Origin of the sequence: Streptomyces sp. FXJ1.172 (assembly GCF_001636945.3) — a bacterium.
Classification (GTDB): Bacteria; Actinomycetota; Actinomycetes; order Streptomycetales; family Streptomycetaceae; genus Streptomyces.
The window spans coordinates 6,278,753-6,300,322 of the sequence record NZ_CP119133.2; the positions used below are offsets into that span (position 1 = coordinate 6,278,753).

The 21,570-nt window shown below is 71.1% G+C and carries 15 protein-coding genes, 3 tRNA genes and 1 pseudogene; 11 read left to right on the forward strand and 8 right to left on the reverse strand.

The features are described 5' to 3' along the window. Positions 1-173: 173 nt before the first annotated feature. Together A6P39_RS28145 and A6P39_RS28150 are read right to left on the reverse strand one after the other, a co-directional pair. The gene (locus A6P39_RS28145) at positions 174-2,438 is read right to left on the reverse strand and encodes a molybdopterin oxidoreductase family protein (RefSeq protein ID WP_067039362.1); all 2,265 of its coding nucleotides are present in this window, start codon (positions 2,436-2,438) and stop codon (positions 174-176) included. A 108-nt stretch (positions 2,439-2,546) separates the two neighbouring features. Next, the gene (locus A6P39_RS28150) at positions 2,547-3,242 is read right to left on the reverse strand and encodes a SanA/YdcF family protein (protein ID WP_079133107.1); all 696 of its coding nucleotides are present in this window, start codon (positions 3,240-3,242) and stop codon (positions 2,547-2,549) included. A gap of 152 nt (positions 3,243-3,394) precedes the next feature. Between A6P39_RS28150 and A6P39_RS28155 the strand changes: the two genes are divergently transcribed. The 5 genes and pseudogenes from A6P39_RS28155 to A6P39_RS28175 all read left to right on the forward strand — a co-directional run bounded on the left by A6P39_RS28155 (position 3,395) and on the right by A6P39_RS28175 (position 10,288). After that, a complete protein-coding gene (locus tag A6P39_RS28155) occupies positions 3,395-4,246 on the forward strand; it encodes a sirohydrochlorin chelatase (protein ID WP_079133108.1) in 852 nt (283 codons plus the stop codon). A 115-nt stretch (positions 4,247-4,361) separates the two neighbouring features. Continuing rightward, on the forward strand, positions 4,362-5,633 hold the full coding sequence (locus tag A6P39_RS28160) for a deoxyguanosinetriphosphate triphosphohydrolase (RefSeq protein WP_067039363.1): 1,272 nt from the start codon (positions 4,362-4,364) through the stop codon (positions 5,631-5,633). A gap of 104 nt (positions 5,634-5,737) precedes the next feature. Further along, a complete protein-coding gene (locus A6P39_RS28165; protein WP_067039364.1) occupies positions 5,738-7,003 on the forward strand; it encodes an NAD(P)/FAD-dependent oxidoreductase in 1,266 nt (421 codons plus the stop codon). 38 nt (positions 7,004-7,041) lie between these two features. Next, positions 7,042-8,937, forward strand: coding sequence for a DNA primase (gene dnaG / locus A6P39_RS28170; protein WP_067039365.1), 1,896 nt, complete (start codon positions 7,042-7,044; stop codon positions 8,935-8,937). A gap of 66 nt (positions 8,938-9,003) precedes the next feature. After that, positions 9,004-10,288: pseudogene (locus A6P39_RS28175) on the forward strand (RNA polymerase sigma factor). Positions 10,289-10,323: 35 nt separating this feature from the next. Here A6P39_RS28175 and A6P39_RS28180 read toward each other — a convergent pair. The 4 genes from A6P39_RS28180 to A6P39_RS28195 form a co-directional block, all read right to left on the reverse strand. Continuing rightward, complete coding sequence (locus tag A6P39_RS28180) at positions 10,324-12,249, reverse strand: ABC transporter ATP-binding protein (protein WP_067039367.1); 1,926 nt, start codon at positions 12,247-12,249, stop codon at positions 10,324-10,326. After that, complete coding sequence (locus A6P39_RS28185) at positions 12,249-13,982, reverse strand: ABC transporter ATP-binding protein (protein ID WP_067039368.1); 1,734 nt, start codon at positions 13,980-13,982, stop codon at positions 12,249-12,251. Before A6P39_RS28185 ends, A6P39_RS28180 begins: the two co-directional genes overlap by 1 nt. Positions 13,983-14,145: 163 nt before the next feature. Then, positions 14,146-15,585, reverse strand: coding sequence for a xylulokinase (locus tag A6P39_RS28190; protein WP_067039369.1), 1,440 nt, complete (start codon positions 15,583-15,585; stop codon positions 14,146-14,148). A 73-nt stretch (positions 15,586-15,658) separates the two neighbouring features. Next, positions 15,659-15,964 carry a hypothetical protein gene (locus A6P39_RS28195; RefSeq protein ID WP_067039370.1) on the reverse strand — a complete coding sequence of 102 codons (306 nt, stop codon included), beginning with the start codon at positions 15,962-15,964 and terminating at the stop codon, positions 15,659-15,661. Positions 15,965-16,123: 159 nt separating this feature from the next. On the opposite strand from A6P39_RS28195, the gene A6P39_RS28200 reads away from it, so the two are divergent. The 3 genes from A6P39_RS28200 (at position 16,124) to A6P39_RS28210 (ending at position 16,526) form a co-directional block, all read left to right on the forward strand. Beyond that, positions 16,124-16,196, forward strand: a tRNA-Asn gene (locus tag A6P39_RS28200). A 6-nt stretch (positions 16,197-16,202) separates the two neighbouring features. Then, positions 16,203-16,275 (forward strand) — tRNA-Asn (locus A6P39_RS28205). Between the two features lie 177 nt (positions 16,276-16,452). Further along, positions 16,453-16,526: transfer RNA gene (locus A6P39_RS28210), tRNA-Ile, on the forward strand. Between the two features lie 496 nt (positions 16,527-17,022). On the opposite strand, the gene A6P39_RS28215 is transcribed toward A6P39_RS28210, so the two are convergent. After that, positions 17,023-17,421, reverse strand: a complete 399-nt coding sequence (locus A6P39_RS28215; protein WP_067039371.1) for a MerR family transcriptional regulator — start codon at positions 17,419-17,421, stop codon at positions 17,023-17,025. Positions 17,422-17,468: 47 nt separating this feature from the next. Here A6P39_RS28215 and A6P39_RS28220 point away from each other — a divergent pair, with 47 nt between their 5' ends. The 3 genes from A6P39_RS28220 (at position 17,469) to A6P39_RS28230 (ending at position 20,696) form a co-directional block, all read left to right on the forward strand. Continuing rightward, positions 17,469-18,749, forward strand: coding sequence for an MFS transporter (locus tag A6P39_RS28220; protein WP_199840664.1), 1,281 nt, complete (start codon positions 17,469-17,471; stop codon positions 18,747-18,749). A 72-nt stretch (positions 18,750-18,821) separates the two neighbouring features. Then, positions 18,822-19,766, forward strand: coding sequence for an NAD-dependent epimerase/dehydratase family protein (locus A6P39_RS28225; protein WP_067039372.1), 945 nt, complete (start codon positions 18,822-18,824; stop codon positions 19,764-19,766). Between the two features lie 6 nt (positions 19,767-19,772). Then, positions 19,773-20,696, forward strand: a complete 924-nt coding sequence (locus A6P39_RS28230) for an RNA polymerase sigma-70 factor (RefSeq protein WP_067039373.1) — start codon at positions 19,773-19,775, stop codon at positions 20,694-20,696. A gap of 118 nt (positions 20,697-20,814) precedes the next feature. On the opposite strand, the gene A6P39_RS28235 is transcribed toward A6P39_RS28230, so the two are convergent. Next, on the reverse strand, positions 20,815-21,570 hold the full coding sequence (locus tag A6P39_RS28235) for a helix-turn-helix domain-containing protein (protein ID WP_234378705.1): 756 nt from the start codon (positions 21,568-21,570) through the stop codon (positions 20,815-20,817).

The following is a 21,570-nucleotide window of genomic DNA, read 5'->3' on the forward strand; positions in this document are numbered from 1 at the left end:
GCGAATGCCGTCGCGGCCTGTACCGCGTCGACCTTAGCGATCGTACGGCCCGCGCCGGCGCGAAAGTACCTGTCCCGAACCCATCTCATGACGGAATCCGTACGAACGCACCGTTGCGCCGGCGGGTGCCCGGGACGCACCTCGTACGAACGCACCGTCGCGGGTGTCGGCGCTCATGACGAGGCCGGTACGACCGTCTCCACCCGTACCGCGCACGACTTGAACTCCGGCATCCGGGACGTGGGGTCGAGCGCCGGGTTGGTCAGGGTGTTGGCGCGGCCCTCGCCGGGCCAGTGGAAGGGCATGAACACGGTGTCCGGGCGGATGGCGGAGGTGATCCGGGCGGGGGCGGTGGCCCGGCCCCGGCGCGATATCACGGTCACCGGGTCACCCTCGGCCGCGCCGATCCGGGCCGCGAGCCGGGGGTGCAGCTCCACGAACGGGCCCCGCGCGGCGGCGTTCAGCTCGGCGACCCGCCGGGTCTGGGCGCCCGACTGGTACTGCGCCACCACGCGGCCGGTGGTCAGCAGCAGCGGATACTCGGCGTCCGGCTCCTCCGCCGTGGGCCGGTAGGTCACGGCCGCGAACCGGGCCCGCCCGTCCTCGGTGGCGAACCGGTCCAGGAAGAGGCGGGGGGTGCCGGGGTGGACGGGGCCGGTCTTCGGGGTGGCGCCGGTCGCGTCGCGGTCGGTCTCCGGGGAAGGGGCGGTCGCCTCGCGGCCGGTCTCCGGGGCAGGGGCGGGTGCGGCGGCGCCGGCTTCGGTGGGCGTGCCGGGTGTCTCTACGTCGGTTTCGGTGGGCGTGCCGCGTGTCTCGGTGCCGGCTTCGGTGGGCTCCGGGCACGGCCAGAACACCCCGTCCTCCGCCGCGAGACGCCGGTAGGTGATGCCCGAGTAGTCCGCCGGGCCGCCCGCGCTGGCGCGGCGCAGCTCGGTGAAGACCTCCTCGGGGTCGGTCGGGAAGCCCTTCTCCACGCCGAGCCGTGCGGCCAGCTCGTGCAGGACGTACAGATCGCTGCGGACGCCGGGCGGCGGGGCGAGCGCCCGCCGGCGCAGCAGCACCCGGCCCTCCAGGCTCGTCGTCGTCCCCGTCTCCTCGGCCCACTGCGTCACCGGCAGGACGACATCCGCCAGCGCCGCCGTCTCCGACAGCACCACATCACACACCGCGAGGAAGTCGAGGGACTTGATCCGCTCCTCGACATGGGCGGCGCGCGGTGCCGACACCACCGGGTTGGAGCCCATCAGCAGCAGCGCCCGCACGTCCGTGCCGAGAGCGTCGAGGAGTTCGTACGCGCTGCGTCCGGGCCCGGGCAGGCTGTCCGGGTCCACGCCCCACACCTCGGCGACATGCCGCCGGGCCGGCGGGTCGTCCAGCTTGCGGTAGCCGGGCAACTGGTCGGCCTTCTGGCCGTGTTCCCGCCCGCCCTGCCCGTTGCCCTGCCCGGTCAGACAGCCGTACCCGGACAGTGGACGGCCCGCCCGCCCGGTCGCCAGGCACAGGTCGATCCACGCGCCCACGGTGTCGGTGCCCTTGGACTGCTGCTCCGGCCCGCGCGCGGTGAGCACCATCGCTGCCTTCGGCGCGCAGAACATCCGTACCGCCTCCCGCAGTTGCGGAACGGGGACCCCGGTGATGCGCTCCACGTACTCCGGCCAGTGCGCCATCGCCGCGGCCCGCGCCTCGGCCCAGCCGGTGGTCCGCTCCCGGATGTACGCCTCGTCCGTCCGGCCCTCGGCCACCACCAGGTGCAGCAGGCCGAGGGCCAGGGCGAGATCGGTGCCCGGGCGGGGCGCGAGATGCAGATCGGCCTGCTCCGCGGTGCGCGTCCGGCGCGGGTCCACGACGATCAACGTCCCGCCGTTCTCGCGCAGTTCACGGAAGAAGCGCAGCGACGGCGGCATGGTCTCGGCGAGATTGGAGCCGACCAGGATCACGCACCCGGTCCTCGGGATGTCCTCGAGCGGGAACGGCAGCCCCCGGTCGAGCCCGAACGCCTTCGTGCCCGCCGCCGCGGCCGAGGACATGCAGAAGCGGCCGTTGTAGTCGATCTGCGAGGTGCCGAGCACCACCCGGGCGAACTTGCCGAGCGCGTACGCCTTCTCGTTCGTCAGCCCGCCCCCGCCGAACACCCCCAGCGCGTCGGCGCCGTACCGCGCCCGTGTCCGTCCGAGCCGCTCGGCGATCAGATCCAGTGCCGCGCCCCAGCCCGCCGTCACCAGCCGGCCGCCGGACCGCACGAGCGGCGAGGTCAGCCGCACGCCCGGCGCCAGCACCTCGGCCGCCGTACGCCCCTTGCCGCACAGCGCGCCCCGGTTGACGGGGAAGTCCGCCCGCTCGGACACCTCGACGCCCCCCTCTGCCAGGGGCGTGAGGTTCATTCCGCACTGCAGGGCGCAGTACGGGCAGTGGGTGGGCGTCGAGGCGAGCATCTCCATGGGGCCAGCGTGCTTCGGGCGTGTTACGGCACCGGGCCGCTCCCGGTTACGCACCCGGGAAGCCCGCCTCCCCGCCGGGACCGAGGCGGCGTGAGGTGCCGCTAGTGCTCAGCCCCGCGCCCTCGCCAGCGCGTCCGCGACCCCGTGCTCCCGCGGCCCCAGGAAGGTCGGATCCGGGTGGAACAGCGTGTCCAGCACCGCCTTGCCCGCCGCGAACACCTCGCGGGTGCCGCCGTAGTACCAGGTGATGTCGTGCGTCTCGTCGACCCCGACGCCGTACGAGTCGACCCCCGCCGCCTCGCACAGCGCCACCGCGCGCCGGATGTGGAAGCCCTGGCTGACCAGCACGGCCCGGTTCACCCCGAAGATCTTCCTGGCCCTGACACAGGAGTCCCAGGTGTCGAAGCCGGCGTAGTCGCTCACGATCCGCCGGCCCGGCACCCCGTGCTGCGTCAGATAGGTCCGCATGGCGTCCGGCTCGTCGTAGTCCTTGCGGCTGTTGTCCCCGGTGACGAGCACGACCTCGATCCGCCCCTCCCGGTAGAGCCGCGCCGCCGCGTCCAGCCGGTGCGCCAGGTACGGCGACGGCTCCCCGTTCCACAGCCCCGCCCCGAAGACGACCGCCACGGGCGCCCGCGGCGCGTCCGCCGTCGTGCGCAGCCGGCCCGCCGTGGACAGGAACAGCCAGGCCGCGGGCAGCAGTGCCAGCACGCACCCGGCCACCACGGCCTGTACCAGCCGCCGCCGCCCGGCACGGGTGCGCGGCAGGTGCGGCCGACGGAACTGCGGTCGACGGATCTTCATGCGTCCCCCAGTGATCGATCCCGACCTTGGAGGACGCCGCCGGCGCCGATCCGGTTCGCCTCACATCGCGCAGGTGTACGACGTGAAGCAGCGGAAAACGCTCGTGACGGCCAGGCAACGACAACGCAACGTGGCCCCGTCAGGATCGTGCCATGACGGCGTCGACCCCTCCCCGCTCCGAGTCCCGTATCCACCTCGACAGCACGGCGCACCTCATGAACAGCATCGGCAGCGCGCTCGCCGACCGGCTCCGGCTCGTCCCGCCGCCCGCCCGCCGCCCGGCCCCGCCCGCGCTCGTGCTGGTCGCCCACGGCAGCCGGGACCCGCGCGCGCTCACCACCGTGACGGCGCTCATGGACCGCATCCGCGAGCTGCGTCCCGGTCTGCCGGTCCGCCTCGGCCACATCGAGCTGAACGAGCCGCTCCTGACGGACACCGTCGCGGCCCTCGGCGACACCTCCGCCGTCCTCGTCCCGCTCCTGCTCAGCCGGGGCTACCACGTCAAGCACGACATCCCCGAGATGGCGGCCGAGGCGGGGCTGCGGGCCCGCGTGGCACCCCCGCTGGGCCCGCACCCCCTCCTCGTGGAGGCCCTGTACGACCGCCTGCTGGAGGCCGGCTGGCCCACGGCCCCGGACGCCGCGACGCTCCGCTCGAGCGCTGTGGTCCTCGCGGCGGCGGGCTCCCGCGACCCCGACTCGGCCAAGGACACCCGCCGCACCGCCCGCCTGCTCGCCGCCCGCCTGGGCGTCCCCGTGGTCCCCGCCTACGCCTCGGCGGCCGCCCCTGCGGTCCCGACGGCCCTGCGCGCCCTGGAGGCGAGGGGCCGCCACCGCGTCGCCGTCGCCTCCTGCTTCACGGCGCCGGGCCGCTTCGCGACCCAGTGCGCGGGGGCGGCGCCGTGGCTCGCGTCGGCTCCGCTGGGTGACCATCCGGCGCTGGCCCGCCTGGTCGTGAACCGTTACGAGCAGTGCCTCGCGGCGCCGGCGGCGCGGGCCGCCTGAGGGACGCGGGGCCGCATCCGGCGTGCGGCTCGGCCGCGCGGGCGCGGACAGCCACGTACCTCCCGCGGCCGCGCGACGACGGAGCCCGGCGGACGAGTGGGCTTACTGTCGAGGAATGGAAGGCACCGCATTCAGCTACGACCCGGCTGCGATCGAGCGCTACGCCCCAGAACCCGACAAACGCCCGGGCCGCACCGCCTTCCAGCGCGACCGTGCCCGCATCCTCCACTCGGCCGCCCTCAGACGCCTCGCCGGCAAGACCCAGGTCGTCACGCCGGGCCAGCGCAGCGCCCGGGCCTGGGACGCCAGCCCCCGCACACGGCTCACCCACTCCCTGGAGTGCGCCCAGGTCGGCCGGGAACTGGGCGCGGCCCTCGGCTGTGACCCCGACCTCGTGGAGGCCGCCTGCCTGGCCCACGACCTCGGCCACCCGCCCTTCGGCCACAACGGCGAACAGGCGCTGAACGACTTCGCGGACGACTGCGGCGGCTTCGAGGGCAACGCCCAGTCCCTCAGGCTCCTCACCCGCATCGAGCCCAAACGGTTCACCCCGGAGGGTTCCGTCGGCCTCAACCTCACCCGCGCCACCCTCGACGCCGCCACCAAGTACCCCTGGCCGCGCGGCGCCCACCCCACCGACCCGGCGTCACGGAAGTTCGGCGTCTACGAGGACGACCGCCCGGTGTTCGACTGGGTCAGAGCGCACGCCCCCGGCACCCGCACCTGCTTCGAGGCCCAGGTCATGGACTGGTCGGACGACGTGGCGTACTCGGTGCACGACGTCGAGGACGGCCTGCACGCCGGGCACATCGACCCCAACTGCCTGTACGCCGAGCCCGAGCGGCGGGCGGTCTTCGAGGTCGCCGTCGGCCGCTACGTCCCCGCCCGCACCGACCCGGGCGAACTCGCCGCCGCCCTCGACCGGCTCCAGGACGAGGAGTGGTGGCCGCACGGCTACGACGGCACGGCCGTGGCCCAGGCCCGCCTGAAGGACGCCACGAGCCAGCTGATCGGCCGGTTCTGCCTGGCCGCCGAGGGTGCCACGCGCGCCGCGTACGGCACCGGCCGGCTCACCCGCTACGGCGCCGAACTCGTCGTACCCCGCGAGGCCCGCATGGAGTGCGCGGTGCTCAAGGCGGTCGCGGACCGGTATGTGATGCAGCGGGCCGAGCAGGAGCGGCTGCGCGCGGACCAGCGGGTGATCGTCGCGGAACTGGCGCAGGCACTCACCGCCCGCGCGCCGGACGGGCTTGATCCGCAGTTTCGGGCGCTGTTCGACGGGGCAGGCGACGACCACGCGCGCAAGCGGGTGATCGTCGACCAGATCGCCTCCCTCACCGACGCCTCCGCGCTGTCCCTGCACGCGAGACTGACGGGGCATATGTGAGCGGAACGTGACCGGTCGTGGCCTGATCGGGTCACTCCCTCTTCCCGCAGCCCGCCGGGTGCGGGAGGCTCGCATATGGCGGCACCCTTACGAGGAGGCATCAAGTGGTCGACGCGGATCAGACATTCGTCATCGTCGGGGGCGGTCTCGCCGGCGCGAAGGCGGCCGAGACGCTCCGGGCGGAGGGCTTCACCGGCCGGGTGATACTGATCAGTGACGAGCGCGACCACCCCTATGAGCGGCCTCCGCTGTCCAAGGGCTACCTGCTCGGCAAGGAGGAGCGCGACAGCGTCTTCGTGCACGAGCCCGCCTGGTACGCGCAGAACGACATCGAGCTGCACCTCGGCCAGTTCGTCGACCGCATCGACCGTGCGGCGAAGACGGTCCGCTACGGCGACGACGGCACCCTCGTCCGCTACGACAAGCTGCTGCTGGTCACCGGTGCCGAGCCGCGCCGCCTCGACATCCCCGGCACCGGCCTGGCGGGCGTGCACCACCTGCGCCGGCTCGCGCACGCCGAGCGCCTCAAGGGTGTCCTCGCCGCCCTCGGCCGGGACAACGGGCACCTGGTGATCGCGGGCGCCGGCTGGATCGGCCTGGAGGTCGCGGCGGCGGCCCGCGAGTACGGCGCCGAGGTCACGGTCATCGACCCGGAGCCCACCCCGCTGCACCACGTGCTCGGCCCCGAGCTGGGCGGCGTCTTCGCCGAGCTGCACCGCGAGCACGGCGTCCGCTTCCACTTCGGGCGGCGGCTCACCGAGATCGTCGGCCAGGACGGCATGGTCCTCGCGGCCCGTACCGACGACGGCGAGGAACACCCGGCGCACGACGTCCTCGCGGCGATCGGCGCCGCGCCCCGCACCGGCCTCGCGGAGGCGGCGGGCCTGGAGATCGCCGACCGGGCGCACGGCGGCGGCATCGTCGTGGACGAGCGGCTGCGCACCTCCGACCCCGACATCTACGCCGCCGGCGACGTGGCGAACTTCCCGCTCGCCCTCTTCGGCACCCCGCTGCGCGTGGAGCACTGGGCCAACGCGCTGAACGCCGGCCCGGCGGCGGCGCGGTCGATGCTCGGCCAGGACGTGACCTACGACCGGATCCCGTACTTCTTCACCGACCAGTACGACCTGGGGATGGAGTACAGCGGCTGGGCGCCGCCGGGGTCGTACGACCAGGTGGTGATCCGGGGCGACGCCGGCAAGCGGGAGTTCATCGCGTTCTGGCTGGCGGAGGGACGCGTGCTGGCCGGGATGAACGTGAATGTGTGGGACGTCACAGAGGGGATCCAGAAGCTGATCCGCTCCCGGCAACAGGTGGACCCCGACGCCCTCGCCGACCCGCACGTACCGCTGGACGGCCTCACCTCCTGACCATCAAGGCCGCCGGCCGCCCCACGTAGAATTCACGCGTGGCAGGACGGATCAACGACGAGGACGTGAAGGCGGTACGGGACGCGGTCCCGATCGACGCCGTGGTCTCCGAGTACCTCCAGCTGCGCAACGCGGGCGGCGGCAACCTCAAGGGCCTGTGCCCGTTCCACGACGAGAAGTCGCCGTCCTTCCAGGTCAGTCCGAGCAAGGGACTCTTCCACTGCTTCGGCTGCCAGGAGGGCGGCGACACCATCACCTTCGTGATGAAGGTGGACCACCTCTCCTTCTCGGAGGCGGTGGAGCGCCTCGCCGCCCAGGCGGGCATCACGCTGCGCTACGAGGAGGGCGGGTACAACCCGGCCCACCAGCGTGGCGAGCGGATCCGCCTGGTCGAGGCGCACAAGATCGCCGCGCAGTGGTACGCCGAGCAGCTCGCCACCGGCCCCGAGGCCGAGACCGGCCGGGTCTTCCTCGCCGAGCGCGGCTTCGACCAGTCCGCCGCCGTCCACTTCGGCGTCGGCTACAGCCCCCAGGGCTGGGACCACCTCACCCGCTATCTGCGCGGCAAGGGCTTCACCGACAAGGAGCTGATCCTCTCCGGCCTCTCCCAGGAGGGCCGGCGCGGCCCCATCGACCGCTTCCGGGGCCGCCTGATGTGGCCCATCCGGGACATCGGCGGCGAGGTCGTCGGCTTCGGCGCCCGCAAGCTGTACGAGTCGGACAACGGCCCGAAGTACCTGAACACGCCCGAGACGGCGATCTACCGGAAGTCGCAGGTCCTGTACGGCATCGACCTGGCGAAGAAGGACATCGCCAAGGCCAGCCGGGCGGTCGTGGTCGAGGGCTACACGGACGTCATGGCGTGCCACCTGGCCGGTGTGACGACCGCGATCGCGACCTGCGGTACGGCCTTCGGCAGCGAGCACATCAAGATCCTGCGCCGCCTGCTGATGGACAACGGCTCGGCCCGGGTGATCTTCACCTTCGACGGCGACGCGGCCGGTCAGAAGGCCGCCCTGCGCGCCTTCGAGGACGACCAGAAGTTCGCCGCCGAGACGTACATCGCGATCGCGCCGGACGGCATGGACCCCTGTGAGCTGCGCCTGGCGAAGGGCGACGAGGCGGTGGCGGACCTGACCGAGCCGCGCACCCCGCTCTTCGAGTTCGCCCTGCGCCAGATCGTGAGCCGCTACGACCTGGACACCCCGGCGGGCCGCGCCGCCGCGCTGGACGAGGCGGCGCCCGTCGTCGCCCGGATCAAGAACAGCGGCGCCCAGCACGAGGTCGCCGTCGAACTGGCCGGTCTGCTCGGCATCCTCGACACCCAGTTCGTGGTCAAACGCGTCGCGCAGCTGGCCCGCTGGGCCCGTGAGCGCGGCGGCAGGGCCCCGGCCCCGGCGGGCCCGCAGTCGTACGAGGCCGCCGCCCGGCCCGCCACCGCGGGCCCCGCGCTCCAGCTGCGCAACCCCATCTACGCCACCGAACGCGAACTGCTCAAGCTCGCCCTCCAGCGTCCCGAGCTGGTCTCCCCGGCCTTCGACGCCTACGGCGTGGACGAGTTCACCGCCGCCCCCTACGCCGCCGTGCGCCAGGCCATCCTGGACGCGGGCGGCGCCGAGCTGGGCGTGAAGGACAGCCAGGAGTATCTGGTGCGGGTCCGTGAGGCCGCGCCCGACGACACGGTCCGCGCCATGGTCACGGAGCTGGCCGTGGAGGCGATCATGCGCCGCACCGTGGACGAGAACTACGCGGGCGAGCAGCTCGTGACCGTCCGCCGCCGTGCCGTGGAGCGCCGCGTCCAGGAGATCCAGATCACCGCCCGCCGCCTGGAAGCGGGCGGCGACCCGGCCCAACTGGCCGCCGTGCACAACGAGTTGTGGGTCCTGCAGCAGTACGACCAGTCCCTGAAGACCCGGGGCGCGGAGGCGCTGTAGCGGGCTGAGTATCCGTCCGGTCACGAAGCGAACGCAAAAAGTCACCGCACGCCCCTCGTGGCAGGGATGTGTCGTACCCCACACTGGGGACGGTGCCCGAGTCCTCGGAGCGCAGGCCGTCGACTCTCCGCCCCCGAAGTACCGCTGCCGCACACGTCCGGCAGCGATCATCCTGGAGGTCGCCCCCGTGCAGACCCAGACCCTCACGCAGACCGACAGCGCCACCCGTGCCACCAGCACCACCAGCACCACCGCGGACGAGCCGGACGCCGAGCCGGACGTCCTCGTGGCCGCCGTACCCCCGCAGAGCCGCGGCGCCCTGCACCCGCAGACCGCGGCCGCCGAGCCGGCCGAACCGCCGGCCGAAGCGCTCACGGACGAGTCCGAGGAACCCGACGAACCAGCCGACGCGCCCGCCGCCGCCCGCGCCGACACCAGCGGTCCCTCCGCCGATCTGTTCCGCCAGTACCTGCGCGAGATCGGCCGCATCCCGCTGCTCACCGCCGCCGAGGAGGTCGAACTCGCCCGCCGCGTCGAGGCCGGCCTGTTCGCCGAGGAGAAGCTCGGCAACACCCCGGACCTGGACAGCCAGTTGGCGCTCGACCTGGACCGGCTCGTCGTCATGGGCCGGATGGCCAAGCGGCGGCTGATCGAGGCCAACCTGAGGCTCGTCGTCTCGGTCGCCAAGCGGTACGTCGGGCGCGGGCTGACCATGCTCGACCTCGTCCAGGAGGGCAACCTCGGCCTGATCCGGGCGGTGGAGAAGTTCGACTACGCCCGCGGCTACAAGTTCTCGACGTACGCCACCTGGTGGATCCGCCAGGCCATGTCCCGGGCGCTGGCCGACCAGGCCCGCACCATCCGCGTCCCGGTGCATGTGGTCGAGCTGATCAACCGGGTCGTGCGCGTGCAGCGCCGCATGCTCCAGGAGCGGGGCTACGAGCCCACGTCCGACGAGGTCGCCGCGCACCTCGACCTGCCGCCCGAACGGGTCAGCGAGGTGCTGCGGCTCGCCCAGGAGCCGGTCTCCCTGCACGCCCCGGTCGGCGAGGAGGAGGACGTCGCCCTCGGCGACCTCATCGAGGACGGCGACGCCGCGAGCCCGGTGGAGTCGGCCGCCTTCCTGCTGCTGCGGGAGCACCTGGAGGCCGTCCTGTCCACCCTGGGGGAGCGGGAGCGCAAGGTCGTCCAGCTCCGCTACGGCCTCGCCGACGGCCGCCCCCGCACGCTGGAGGAGATAGGGCGCATCTTCGGCGTGACGAGGGAGCGGATACGGCAGATCGAGTCCAAGACCCTCAACAAGCTGCGCGACCACGCGTTCGCGGACCAGCTGCGGGGATACCTGGACTGAGCGGGGGCCGCCCGGGAGGGGCGGCCCCCGCCCGGTCAGTCCACCTCGGCGACCGCCTGCGCGAACTGCGCCTTGTACAGCCGGGCGTACGCCCCGTCGGCCGCCAGCAGCTCGGCGTGCGCGCCCTGTTCCACGATCGAGCCGTTCTCCATCACCAGGATCGTGTCGGCGTCCCGGATCGTGGAGAGCCGGTGCGCGATGACGAACGAGGTACGGCCGTGGGCCAGTTTGGCCATGGCCTTCTGGATCAGGACCTCCGTGCGGGTGTCCACCGAACTCGTCGCCTCGTCCAGCACCAGGATCACCGGGTCGGACAGGAACGCCCGCGCGATGGTGATGAGCTGCTTCTCGCCCGCGCTGACCCCCGTGCCCTCGTCGTCGATCACGGTGTCGTAGCCGTCGGGGAGGGTGCGGATGAACCGGTCGGCGTGCGCCGCCCGTGCCGCCTCCTCGATCTCGCCACGCGTGACCTCGCGCGGGGCGCCGTACGCGATGTTCTCCGCGATCGTGCCGCCGAACAGCCAGGTGTCCTGCAGCACCATGCCGATCCCGGACCGCAGTTCGTCGCGGGTCATCCTCCGGATGTCGACGCCGTCCAGGGTGATCCGGCCGCCCGAGACGTCGTAGAACCGCATCAGGAGGTTGACCAGCGTGGTCTTGCCCGCGCCGGTCGGGCCGACGATCGCGACCGTGTGACCGGGCTCCACCGTGAGCGAGAGGTCCTCGATCAGCGGCTTCTCCGGGTCGTACCGGAAGGACACGTGCTCCAGGCGCACCCGGCCGCGCAGCTCGGCCGGACGCTCGCCCGGCACCGGGTCGGCCTCCTGCTCCCCGGCGTCGAGGAGTTCGAAGACCCGCTCGGCGGAGGCGACACCGGACTGCACCAGGTTCGCCATCGACGCGACCTGCGTCAGCGGCATCGAGAACTGCCGCGAGTACTGGATGAAGGCCTGGACGTCACCGATGGAGAGCGAGCCGGAGGCGACGCGCAGACCGCCGACCACGGCGACCAGCACGTAGTTCAGGTTGGACACGAACATCATCAGCGGCTGCATCACACCGCTGTTGAACTGCGCCTTGAACCCGGCCTCGTAGAGCGCCTCGTTCTGCTCGGCGAACTGCTGCGCCGACTCCTGCTGCCGGCCGAACACCTTCACCAGGGTGTGCCCGGTGTACATCTCCTCGATGTGGGCGTTCAGCTTGCCGGTGGTGCGCCACTGCTGCACGAAGTGCGGCTGGGAGCGCTTGCCGACCCTCGTCGCCACCAGCGCCGACAGCGGCACGGTGACGAGCGCGACCAGCGCCAGGATCCAGGAGACCCAGAACATCATCGCCAGCACACCGATGATGGTGAGCAGCGAGTTGATCAGCTGGCCCATCGACTGCTGGAGCGTCTGGCCGATGTTGTCGATGTCGTTGGTCGCGCGGGAGAGCACCTCACCGCGCTGGCGCTTGTCGAAGTACGACAGCGGCAGCCGGGACAGCTTGCTCTGCACCTGCTCGCGCAGCCGGAACATCGTGCGGTTCACGGCCCGGTTGACCAGCCGGGTCGCCACCGCGCTCAGCAGACCGGCGACCGTGAAGATGGCGAGCGCGAGCAGCAGGACGTTTCCGACGGCGCCGAAGTCGATGCCCTTGCCGGGCGTGAAGTCGGTGCTCTTGAGCATGTCCGCGACCGAGCCCTGGCCATGGGCGCGCATCCGGTCGAGGACCTGCTGCTTGGTGGCGCCGCCCGGCATCTGCCGGCCGATGATGCCGGAGAAGACCAGGTCGGTGGCCTTACCGAGGATCTTCGGGCCGATCACGTTCAGCCCCACGCTGACGACCACGCACAGCAGCAGGCCGTAGATCGTGAGCCGTTCGGGCCGGAACTGGCCGATGAGCCGTTTGCCCGACCCCTTGAAGTCCATCGAGCGCTGGTCGGGACCCTGCCCGGCCATCATCCGCATGGGCCCGGCCATCAGGCAGCCTCCGCTTCCGTCAGCTGGGAGAGCACGATCTCCCGGTACGTCTCGTTGGTCGCCATCAGCTCGTGGTGCCGGCCGGAGCCGACGACCCGGCCCTCGTCCAGCACGATGATCCGGTCCGCCTCCCGGATGGTCGCCACGCGCTGGGCGACGATGACGACGGTCGCCTCGGCGGTCTCCCGGCCGAGGGCCGCGCGCAGCGCCGCGTCGGTGGCGTAGTCGAGCGCGGAGAAGGAGTCGTCGAAGAGGTAGATCTCCGGGCGCTGCACGAGGGTGCGGGCGATCGCGAGGCGCTGGCGCTGACCGCCGGAGACGTTGGTGCCTCCTTGCGCGATCGGCGCGTCGAGGCCCCCCTCGAGCTTGCTCACGAAGTCCTTGGCCTGCGCCACCTCCAGCGCGTGCCACAGCTCCTCGTCGGTCGCGTCGGGGTTGCCGTAGCGCAGGTTGGTGGCGACGGTGCCGGCGAACAGGTACGGCTTCTGCGGCACCAGCCCGACCGTTCTCGCCAGCAGCTTCGGGTCGATCTGCTGGACGTCCACGCCGTTGACGAGGACCTCGCCCTCGGTGGCGTCGAACAGCCGCGGGACCAGCCCGAGCAGGGTCGACTTGCCGCTGCCGGTGGAGCCGATCACGGCCGTCGTCTCACCCGGCCGGGCCACCAGGCCGACGGACTTCAGCACCGGCTCCTCGGCCCCCGGATAGCGGAAGCCGGCGGCCCGGATCTCCAGGTGGCCGTGTGCGCGCAGCTCGCTGACGGGCGCCCCGGGCGGCACCACGCTCGAGTCGGTCCCGAGTACCTCCTGGACGCGCTCGGCGCACACCTCCGCGCGCGGCACCATCATGAACATGAAGGTGGCCATCATCACGGACATGACGATCTGCATGAGGTAGGCGAGGAACGCCGTCAGGTCGCCGATCCGCATCCCGCCGCTGTCGATGCGGTGCGCGCCGAACCACACGACCGCGATCGACGACAGGTTCACCACGGTCATGACGATCGGGAACATCAGCGCGAGCATGCGGCCGGTGGCCAGCTGCATCTCGGTGAGATCGGTGTTCGCCTTCCCGAACCGGCCGTGCTCATACTCGTCGCGCACGAAGGCGCGGATCACCCGGTTGCCGCTGATCTGCTCGCGCAGCACCCGGTTCACCGTGTCCAGGCGTTCCTGCATCGACCGGAACAGCGGGCGCAGCCGGCGCACGATGAGCGTGACGCAGATCGCGAGCACCGGGACCACGGCCACCAGCACCCCGGACAGCGGTACGTCCAGGCCGAGGGCCATCACGATGCCGCCGACGCACATGATGGGCGCCGACACCATCAGCGTGAACGTCATCAGGACCAGCATCTGGACCTGCTGTACGTCGTTCGTCGTACGGGTGATGAGAGAAGGAGCGCCGAAGTGACCCACCTCACGCGCCGAGAAGGACTGCACCCGGTCGAAGACGGCACCACGCACGTCCCGCCCGAGCGCGGCGGCCGTGCGCGCACCGAAGTACACGGCGCCGATGTTGCACACGACCTGGGCCAGCGAGATGCCGATCATCAGGGCGCCGAAGGACAGGATGTAGTCCGTGTCACCCTTCACGACACCGTTGTCGATGATGTGCGCGTTCAGAGTGGGCAGGTAGAGGGTGGCGCAGGTCTGCAGGAACTGCAGCAGCACCAGCAGGGCGATGGGTTTCTTGTAGGGCCTGAGATAGGCCCGTAGGAGTCGTATGAGCACGCTGCGTCTCTCGGGGTCGGCGACAGGGGCGGTTCGGTTGCCCTTGGCCCCTATCGTCCGACACTCCACCCGCGTTACCTCAACTGATTAACCGGCGGAAGAGCGCGTACGGCCATGCGTGCGGAAGCTCGTACGACCATATGGTTTCGCAGTGTTACGCCCCTTATGAGTGGAATGCACCCGGATGGGTCTGCTCCCGCACGGCCGTGAACTGCTGCCGTACCGCCTGACCCACCGCCAGCTCGTCGCCCGGCTCCAGCACCTGCGCCGCCGCGCCCTGCCAGGCCGGCGGGGTGCGCGGATCGAGTGTGCCCTGCGACACACCGAGCGCCCAGGCGGCCTGCCGGGCCGCGCCGATCGCCGCGTAGTCCGCCGGCTGCGGCACGACGACCTGCGCGCCGAACAGCGAGGGCGCCGAGGCCTGTACGGCGGGCAGCTCGGCGGCCGGGCCCAGCAGGAAGACCCGCCGCACCTCCACGCCCCGCCCGCGCAGCACGTCCAGCGCGTCGCCGAGCCCGCACAGCATGCCCTCGAACGCGGCCCGCGCCAGATGCTCGGGCTTCATCGACTCCCGCCGCAGCCCGGCGAGCGTGCCCGCGGTGTGCGGCAGGTGCGGCGTCCGCTCCCCCTCCAGGTAGGGCAGGAGCACCAGCCCGTGGGCCCCCGGCGTCGACTTCATCGCCAGCTCGGACAGGCCCTCCAGATCCGGCAGCCCGAGCAGCTCGGCGGTGCCGCGCAGGGTCCGTACGGCGTTCAGGGTGGTGACGACCGGCAGGTGCATACCGGTGGCGTCGGCCAGGGAGGTGATCATCCCGGACTGGTCGGCGAGCGCCTCCGGGTGCACGGCCATCACGGACCCGGAGGCCCCGAGCGATACGACGGCGTCCCCGAGCCCGATCCCGAGCCCGAACGCGGCGGCCATGGTCTCGCCGGTCCCGGCCGAGATCAGCAGCCCCTCCGGGGTCGTGCCGGCCGCGTCCGACGGGCCGATCACCTCCGGCAGCATCGCCTGGTGCCCGAGGGCCAGCTCGACCAGGTCGGGCCGGTAGCCGCCGGTGGCGGCCGACCAGTACCCGGTCGAGGACGCCCCGCCGCGATCGGTGGTCCGGCGCACGGGCCGCCCGAGCAGCTGCCACACCAGCCAGTCGTGCGCCTGGAGCAGTACGGCGGTGCGCCGGGCGTTCTCGGGCTCGTTCTTCGCGAGCCAGCGCAGCTTGGTGACGGGCTGGGCGGCCTGCGGCACGCACCCCACGGCCTGCGCCCAGGCCCCGCGCCCGCCGAGCGCGTCGACGAGATCGGCCGCCGCGACCTGCGCCCGCTTGTCGCCGCCGACCAGCGCCGGGCGGACGGTGTTGCCCTGGGCGTCCAGCGGGACGAGGGCGTTCTGCTGCGCGGACACGCCGATGGCCTGCACGCCCTCCAGCAGGCCGCCCCCCGCGGCCTCGCCGAGGGAGAGCAGCCAGGCCTGCGGATCTATGTCGCTGGGGCGACCCTCCGCCGGATGCGGGGCGTACCCCTGCCTGAGCACGGCTCCGGTGTCCGTGTCGCAGACCACGATGCGTGTGAAGTCCGGTGAGCTGTCCAACCCGGCGACTATCCCCATGCCGAGAATTTTGCAGCATTCCTGCGGTTGTTTTGGACCATGGACGCTCAAGGAAGCAGGGGTCTGTGCCCGCCTACGTGTTGCTGGTGCCCCAGTCGTCCTCGGGCGTGCCGTCCAGGTTGCGCTCCCGCAGGGAGCGGACCCGCTGGGTCACCTTCTCCGGGACCCGGTCGCCGACCTTGCCGCTGAACGTGTGGAAGGCCCAGCCCGCGTACTGGCGGCCCTGCTGGGCGGCCGTCTCGGCGGTGTTGCGGACGGCCGGGTTCTGCGAGATCCGCTGAGCGGCCTTCTTCAGCTGCTCGTACCGCTCGCGTCCGGCCCTCGTGCCGAGCACGTAACCGAGGGCCAGTCCGGCGACGAACGTGAGCCGGTAGCGCATGGCTGCCACCCTTCCCTTGTCTGGGTCTGCGGTGCGACGTGGGACGCCGGGGGAACCGATTGGCGGAGCACCCCCCTGCTTGCGCTAATGTATGTGTCGCAGCGAGCGCCCGCCCCCTGGCGAATACCCAGGTAGGTACGTTCGATGCAATCGAGGCGATCCTCCGTAGCTCAATTGGCAGAGCAGCCGGCTGTTAACCGGCAGGTTACTGGTTCGAGTCCAGTCGGGGGAGCTTCGGTCCTCCGTAGCTCAATTGGCAGAGCAGCCGGCTGTTAACCGGCAGGTTACTGGTTCGAGTCCAGTCGGGGGAGCGCGCTGAACGAGGACCCCTCAGGGGTCCTTTTTCATGTCCGCGGGAACCGCCACGGCCCAGGTCGCTGTCCTGAGGGTCGTGGGCAGCGCGGAAGCCGACCATCCGAGGCAGGAGATCGTATGAGCGGCTATGCTGCGGCAGACGGCGCGCACACATGTACGCGACACGCCGCTATGGGGCGGTAGCTCAGCCGGTTAGAGCAGCGGACTCATAATCCGTCGGCCGTGGGTTCGAGTCCCACCCGCCCCACTGCGCAGGTCTCTGACCTGCAGAAACGTCTCTGCGGGCGTGCGGATTCAGGACTTTGGCTCAACGGACTGAATCCGCTGCTCGCGAGTTCGACGATGGTTCCCTGCGCGAGCGTTGACGCTCGCCTGACATGCAGCGATGGAAGGGTCCAGGGGTCCGGGCACACCCTGGCGGGCTGTTGGTCCGGCTGGTGAGTTCCCGAGTTGGGACGCTGATGGGACGCAGGGATCAGGCACAGACAGTGCAAGGGTGATCACTCCGGGGCTGCCACCCTCGGAATCCCCTGACCAACCGGACGAATCGACTACACGCAAAGACCCTGGGTCCCGAACCCGACCGGAACTCCTCACCGTGCACCACGTGCCGGAACTGACGCGGGCGGCTGAAGAAGGACCGTTCGTCCAACGGCTTCACACCCCATCCGACACGACCAGCCTCTCGGCATGGCCCAATCCGTAGATCATCCGACCCCGTCATGGCAACGTGGCAGGGCCTTTCAAGCGTCGTCTTCGGGCGTGCCGGAGGACAGTAGCTGGCAGCTGTCGAAGTTCATGCACCCACAGGCGAGGCAGCCGGCGACAGCGTTCCGCAGGGCTTGCGTCTCCTGGATGAACTGGTCCAGTTCGGGGATCTTGCGCTGTGCGAGAGTGCGCCATTGCTTGGTGGCGCCTCGGTCGGCGTCGGTGTCCAGTAGTTGGCGGATCTCGGCCAGGGCGAATCCGGCCCGCTGCGCCATTTTGATCAAGGCGATCCGTCGCAGGGTGCTGGCCGGATAGACGCGTCGGCCTGTGACTCGCCGGGCGGTCGGCAGCAAGCCGATGCTCTCGTAGTAGCGCAACGCCGAGGGCCGCATCTTGACCTGCCGTGCAAGGTCACGGATGCCCAGCTCTCGCACTGATCCCCCCTTGACTTCAAGCGCGCTTGAACCACAAGTCTGACTCGGTGCCCCTTTCATCGACAACCCGCTTGTTACCGCCGACGTATCGGCCGTTGTTCGCTCATGTTGAGTTCCGTCGGCTCTTGCCGGCCCTGGCGGCCTCCGACGTCGGTGATGGGATGAGTGTGGTCGCCGTGGCGTGGTTAGCCGTTCTGATTGCGCCTCCGGGCCAGTCGGGGCTCGTCGTCGGTGGCGCGGTTGCCGCCTATGCCCTTCCCGGGGCCGCTGGGGTGCTTGTCTGCGGCCGGTGGCTGCGCCGACTGACTCCTCGGCGGTTGCTGGCCGCAGACAGTTGGCTTCGCGCGTTGCTTCTGGGCTGTGTGCCGTTGGCCTGGGCAGCGGGAGTGCTGCACCCGGTTGTTTATGTCGTCCTGCTTGCCGGGTCGTCGGTGCTGCATGCCTGGGGTGGTGCGGGGAAGTACTCCCTGGTTTCCCAGCTGCTTCCCCCGGATCAGCGTTTTGCCGCGAATGCGCTGGTCAGTTCGAGCGCCTCGGCGTCTGTCGTCGTCGGTCCTGCACTTGCCGGAGTCCTGGCGGCAGTCGTCAGCCCGGCCTGGATCATTGGCCTCGACGCCGTGTCCTTCGCCATTCTTGCCGTCCGGGTCGGTCGGCTGGACGGTGTGGCCAAGGCAGGCAAGGTGGCTGAGACGGCTGCGTCGATCGGTACCAGCCGATCGGCCGCCGGTCTGCGTTTGTTGCGCAGGCAGCCTGAGCTTGTCGGGGTTCTCGCGTTGACGTGGTTCTTCAACTTCCTCTATGGACCGGTGGAGGTCGCGCTTCCGCTGCATGTCACCGACGACCTTCACTCGGGTGCGAGCCTGCTCGGGTTGTACTGGACTTTGTTCGGGGCAGGTGCCGTCCTTGGCGGCCTGACGGCTGGCGCGTTGAGCAAGCTTCCGCTGTGGCCGGTCACTCTGGGCATCGTCGCCGGTTGGGGCCTGATGCTTGTGCCCTTCGGCCTGGGCGTGTCAGCCGGTATCTCTCTTGTGTGCTTTGCGCTCGGCGGCATGATCTACGGACCCTTCACGGCGCTGTCCTTCACCTTGTTCCAGAACCGCACCCCGGCAGCCTGGCTGACCACGGTCCTGGCCGCCCGGGGCGCCGCCCTTCTCACCTCCTCCCCGGTGGGCACCGCGCTCGGCGGTCCTCTCAGCACCGCCATGGGGCCTCAGCAGGTGCTGGCTGCTTCGGGGATCGCGACCATCACCCTTGCCGTCGTTGCCACCGCGGTGTGGACCTGGGGGGAAGCATCGAGCGCATTCGCACACCGCCGCACCTCCTTGTGAACTGGATCACAACAGGTCATGAGATGCAGGGGCGCCCCGTCTCCTGTGTGTCAGCACGACGAACGGAGAGCCATGAAGATCCTGATCGCCGGCGCGACCGGCGCCATCGGCAGCCGACTTGTGACCCAACTCGTGGCGCGCGGCCATGAGGTCGTCGGCACCACCCGCTCGGCTGCCAAGACCGATGCCCTGCGGGCGCTCGGCGCCGAGCCGGCCGTCGTTGATGCGCTCGACCCCGACTCGGTGGCCGACACAGTGGCCAAGGCCGAGCCCGAAGTGATCGTCCATCAACTCACCGCGCTGAGCGGACCGGCCGACTTGAAGAGCGTGAAGCAGATGGCGGCCGCCACCAACCGGCTGCGCACCGAAGGTACCGACCATCTGCTCGCCGCCGCACGCGCCGTCGGCGCCCGCAGATTCGTGGCCCAGAGCAACGCCCTGTGGATGGAACGCACCGGCGGCCCGGTCACCGACGAGCGCGGCCGGCTCGAGCCGAACCCGCCGGCCGACGGCGCGGAGGCGGTGAGCGCGCTGCGCCACCTGGAGGACTCGGTGACCGGCATCAACTGGGCCGAGGGCATCGCGCTGCGCTACGGCGGCCTCTACGGCCCGGGGACTGCTATGAGCGCCGCGCCGGACGCCGTCATGGCCGAGCAGATCCGCAAGCGGAAGTTCCCGATCGTCGGCGGCGGTAGCGGAGTGTGGTCGCTGGTGCACATTGACGATGCCGCGTCGGCCACGGTCGCAGCGATCGAACGGGGCAAGCCCGGGATCTACGACGTCGCCGACGACCAGCCGGCACCGGTACACGTGTGGCTGCCGGAACTGGCCCGCGCACTCGGCGCCAGACCACCGCGCCGCATTCCCGCGTGGCTCGTCCGTCCACTGGCCGGCAAGGCCGCAGTGGACACCATGACGCGGGCCCGCGGGATCTCCAGCGAGAAGGCCAAGCGTGAGCTGAACTGGACGCTTCGGTACCCGAGTTGGCGCATTGGCTTCACGCAGGGATTGGGATAGCCCGGTATGCCTGCCTCGGATCTGTACAGCGAGCTGCGCCCTCGCGCCTTCGCCGTCGCCTACCGCATGCTCGGCAGCGTGAGCGAAGCCGAGGACCTCGTGCAGGAGGCGTTCCTGCGGATGCACCAGACGCTGCAGCGGGATGAGCCCATCACCTCGCCGCGGGCGTACATCGCCACGCTGGCCACCCGGCTGGCCATCGACCAGCTCCGCTCGGCACGCGTACGGCGGGAGAGTTATGTCGGCGAGTGGCTCCCGGAACCGCTGGTCACCGGTCCGGCACCGGGCGACCTCGCCGAGATGGCCGACACTCTGTCGCTGGCGTTCTTGGTGCTGCTGGAGAGTCTGACGCCGCGCCAACGGGCCGCGTTCTTGCTGCGCGAGGTGTTCGACTACCCGTACGGGGAGATCGCCGACATCCTGGGGACCGACGTGGACAGCACGCGGCACCTGGTCGCTCGGGCCCGCAACCACCTCGACAAGCGCCGACCGCGCTACCACGTCTCGCAGCGGCAACGAGAAGAACTGGCCCAGAGTTTCTTCGCCGCCGCCCAGAAGGGCGACCTGCGGGCACTGGAGTCGCTCTTGGCTCAAGACGTGGCGCTGCACGGCGACGGCGGCGGCAAGGTGCCGGCACTCGGCCGACCGGTGGGCGGCCGGCAACGTGTGGCCCAAACCGTCCTGCGAGGATTCTCCGTGTACGCACACCACGGCGTACGCATCCGCGTCACCGAAGTCAACGGCCAGGCCGGTGCCTTGGCGTACGACGCGCAGGAGCGGCTGGTAGGCGTCATGGGACTCGGCATCGCCGAAGGCCGGATCCAGACGATCCACTCCATCAACAACCCCGACAAGCTGAACCACCTGGACCAGGTCAGCGACCTCGGCATCCGCGTGCGCGCCAGCCACCGGACCGGTGGTAGCGGCTGAACGGCCGGGCACACTCATTCGACAGGTGTCATGGCTCCTCCGGCACCGGTCGGGGAAGGACGGAGACCCGCACAAGGTAGGTGAATGCCGCGCTCGCATGGCAAGACATGGACCCCCGTCAGGCGGACCTGCTGGGTCGCAGGGAGGCGGGCGTACGGCCGATGAAGTCCCGTGCCGTACGGGTGAGGTGGGCCTGGTCGGCGAAGCCCGCGGTGGCCGCAGCCAGGGCCGCAGCCCCGTCCGGCAGGCTGGCGATCGCGGTACGGAGCCGGCCCCATCGCCGCAAGTGAGCGAGCGCGATGCCCAAGTCCTGCCGGACCAAGGCCCGCAGCCGTGGTGCCGACAGGCCGACCTCGTCGGCGATGGAAGCGAGGGGCATGTCCGGATCGCACATCGTGCACATGTGAACGGCGTGGGCGACTCTCGGATCGAGCGGTGCCGGGTGCCCTACGACTGCGCGCAGCTCGGCGTATACGGCGGCCAGATCCACGTGGGTGCCGGGCCCCTCGGAGCCGGCCACGTCGAGCGCGTCGAGCAGCCGGCGGACCTCGCCTGCCTCGAGTCGTATCGGTCCCGGGCCGGAGGGCAGCAGCCAGGAGTCGATGAACAAGGCGACGTAGGGCGATGTGGCCGCACAGACGTGGGACAGCTGAGGTGGAACGATCAGCCCGGGCGCGGCCACCATGCGCTGTCCCGGCTGCAGGAGTTCGGCGTGGCCGCCGATCGGCAGCACGGTCTTCCACACGGGCATCCGATGTTCGGAGACGCGGAAGGGGCGGGACTCGGCGAACATCGTCGCCTCGGTGCCTGCGGCGAAGACGATGCGGCGATCGTTTTGTTCAAGCTCCCAGGCCCGGGGCGAACGGATCATCAT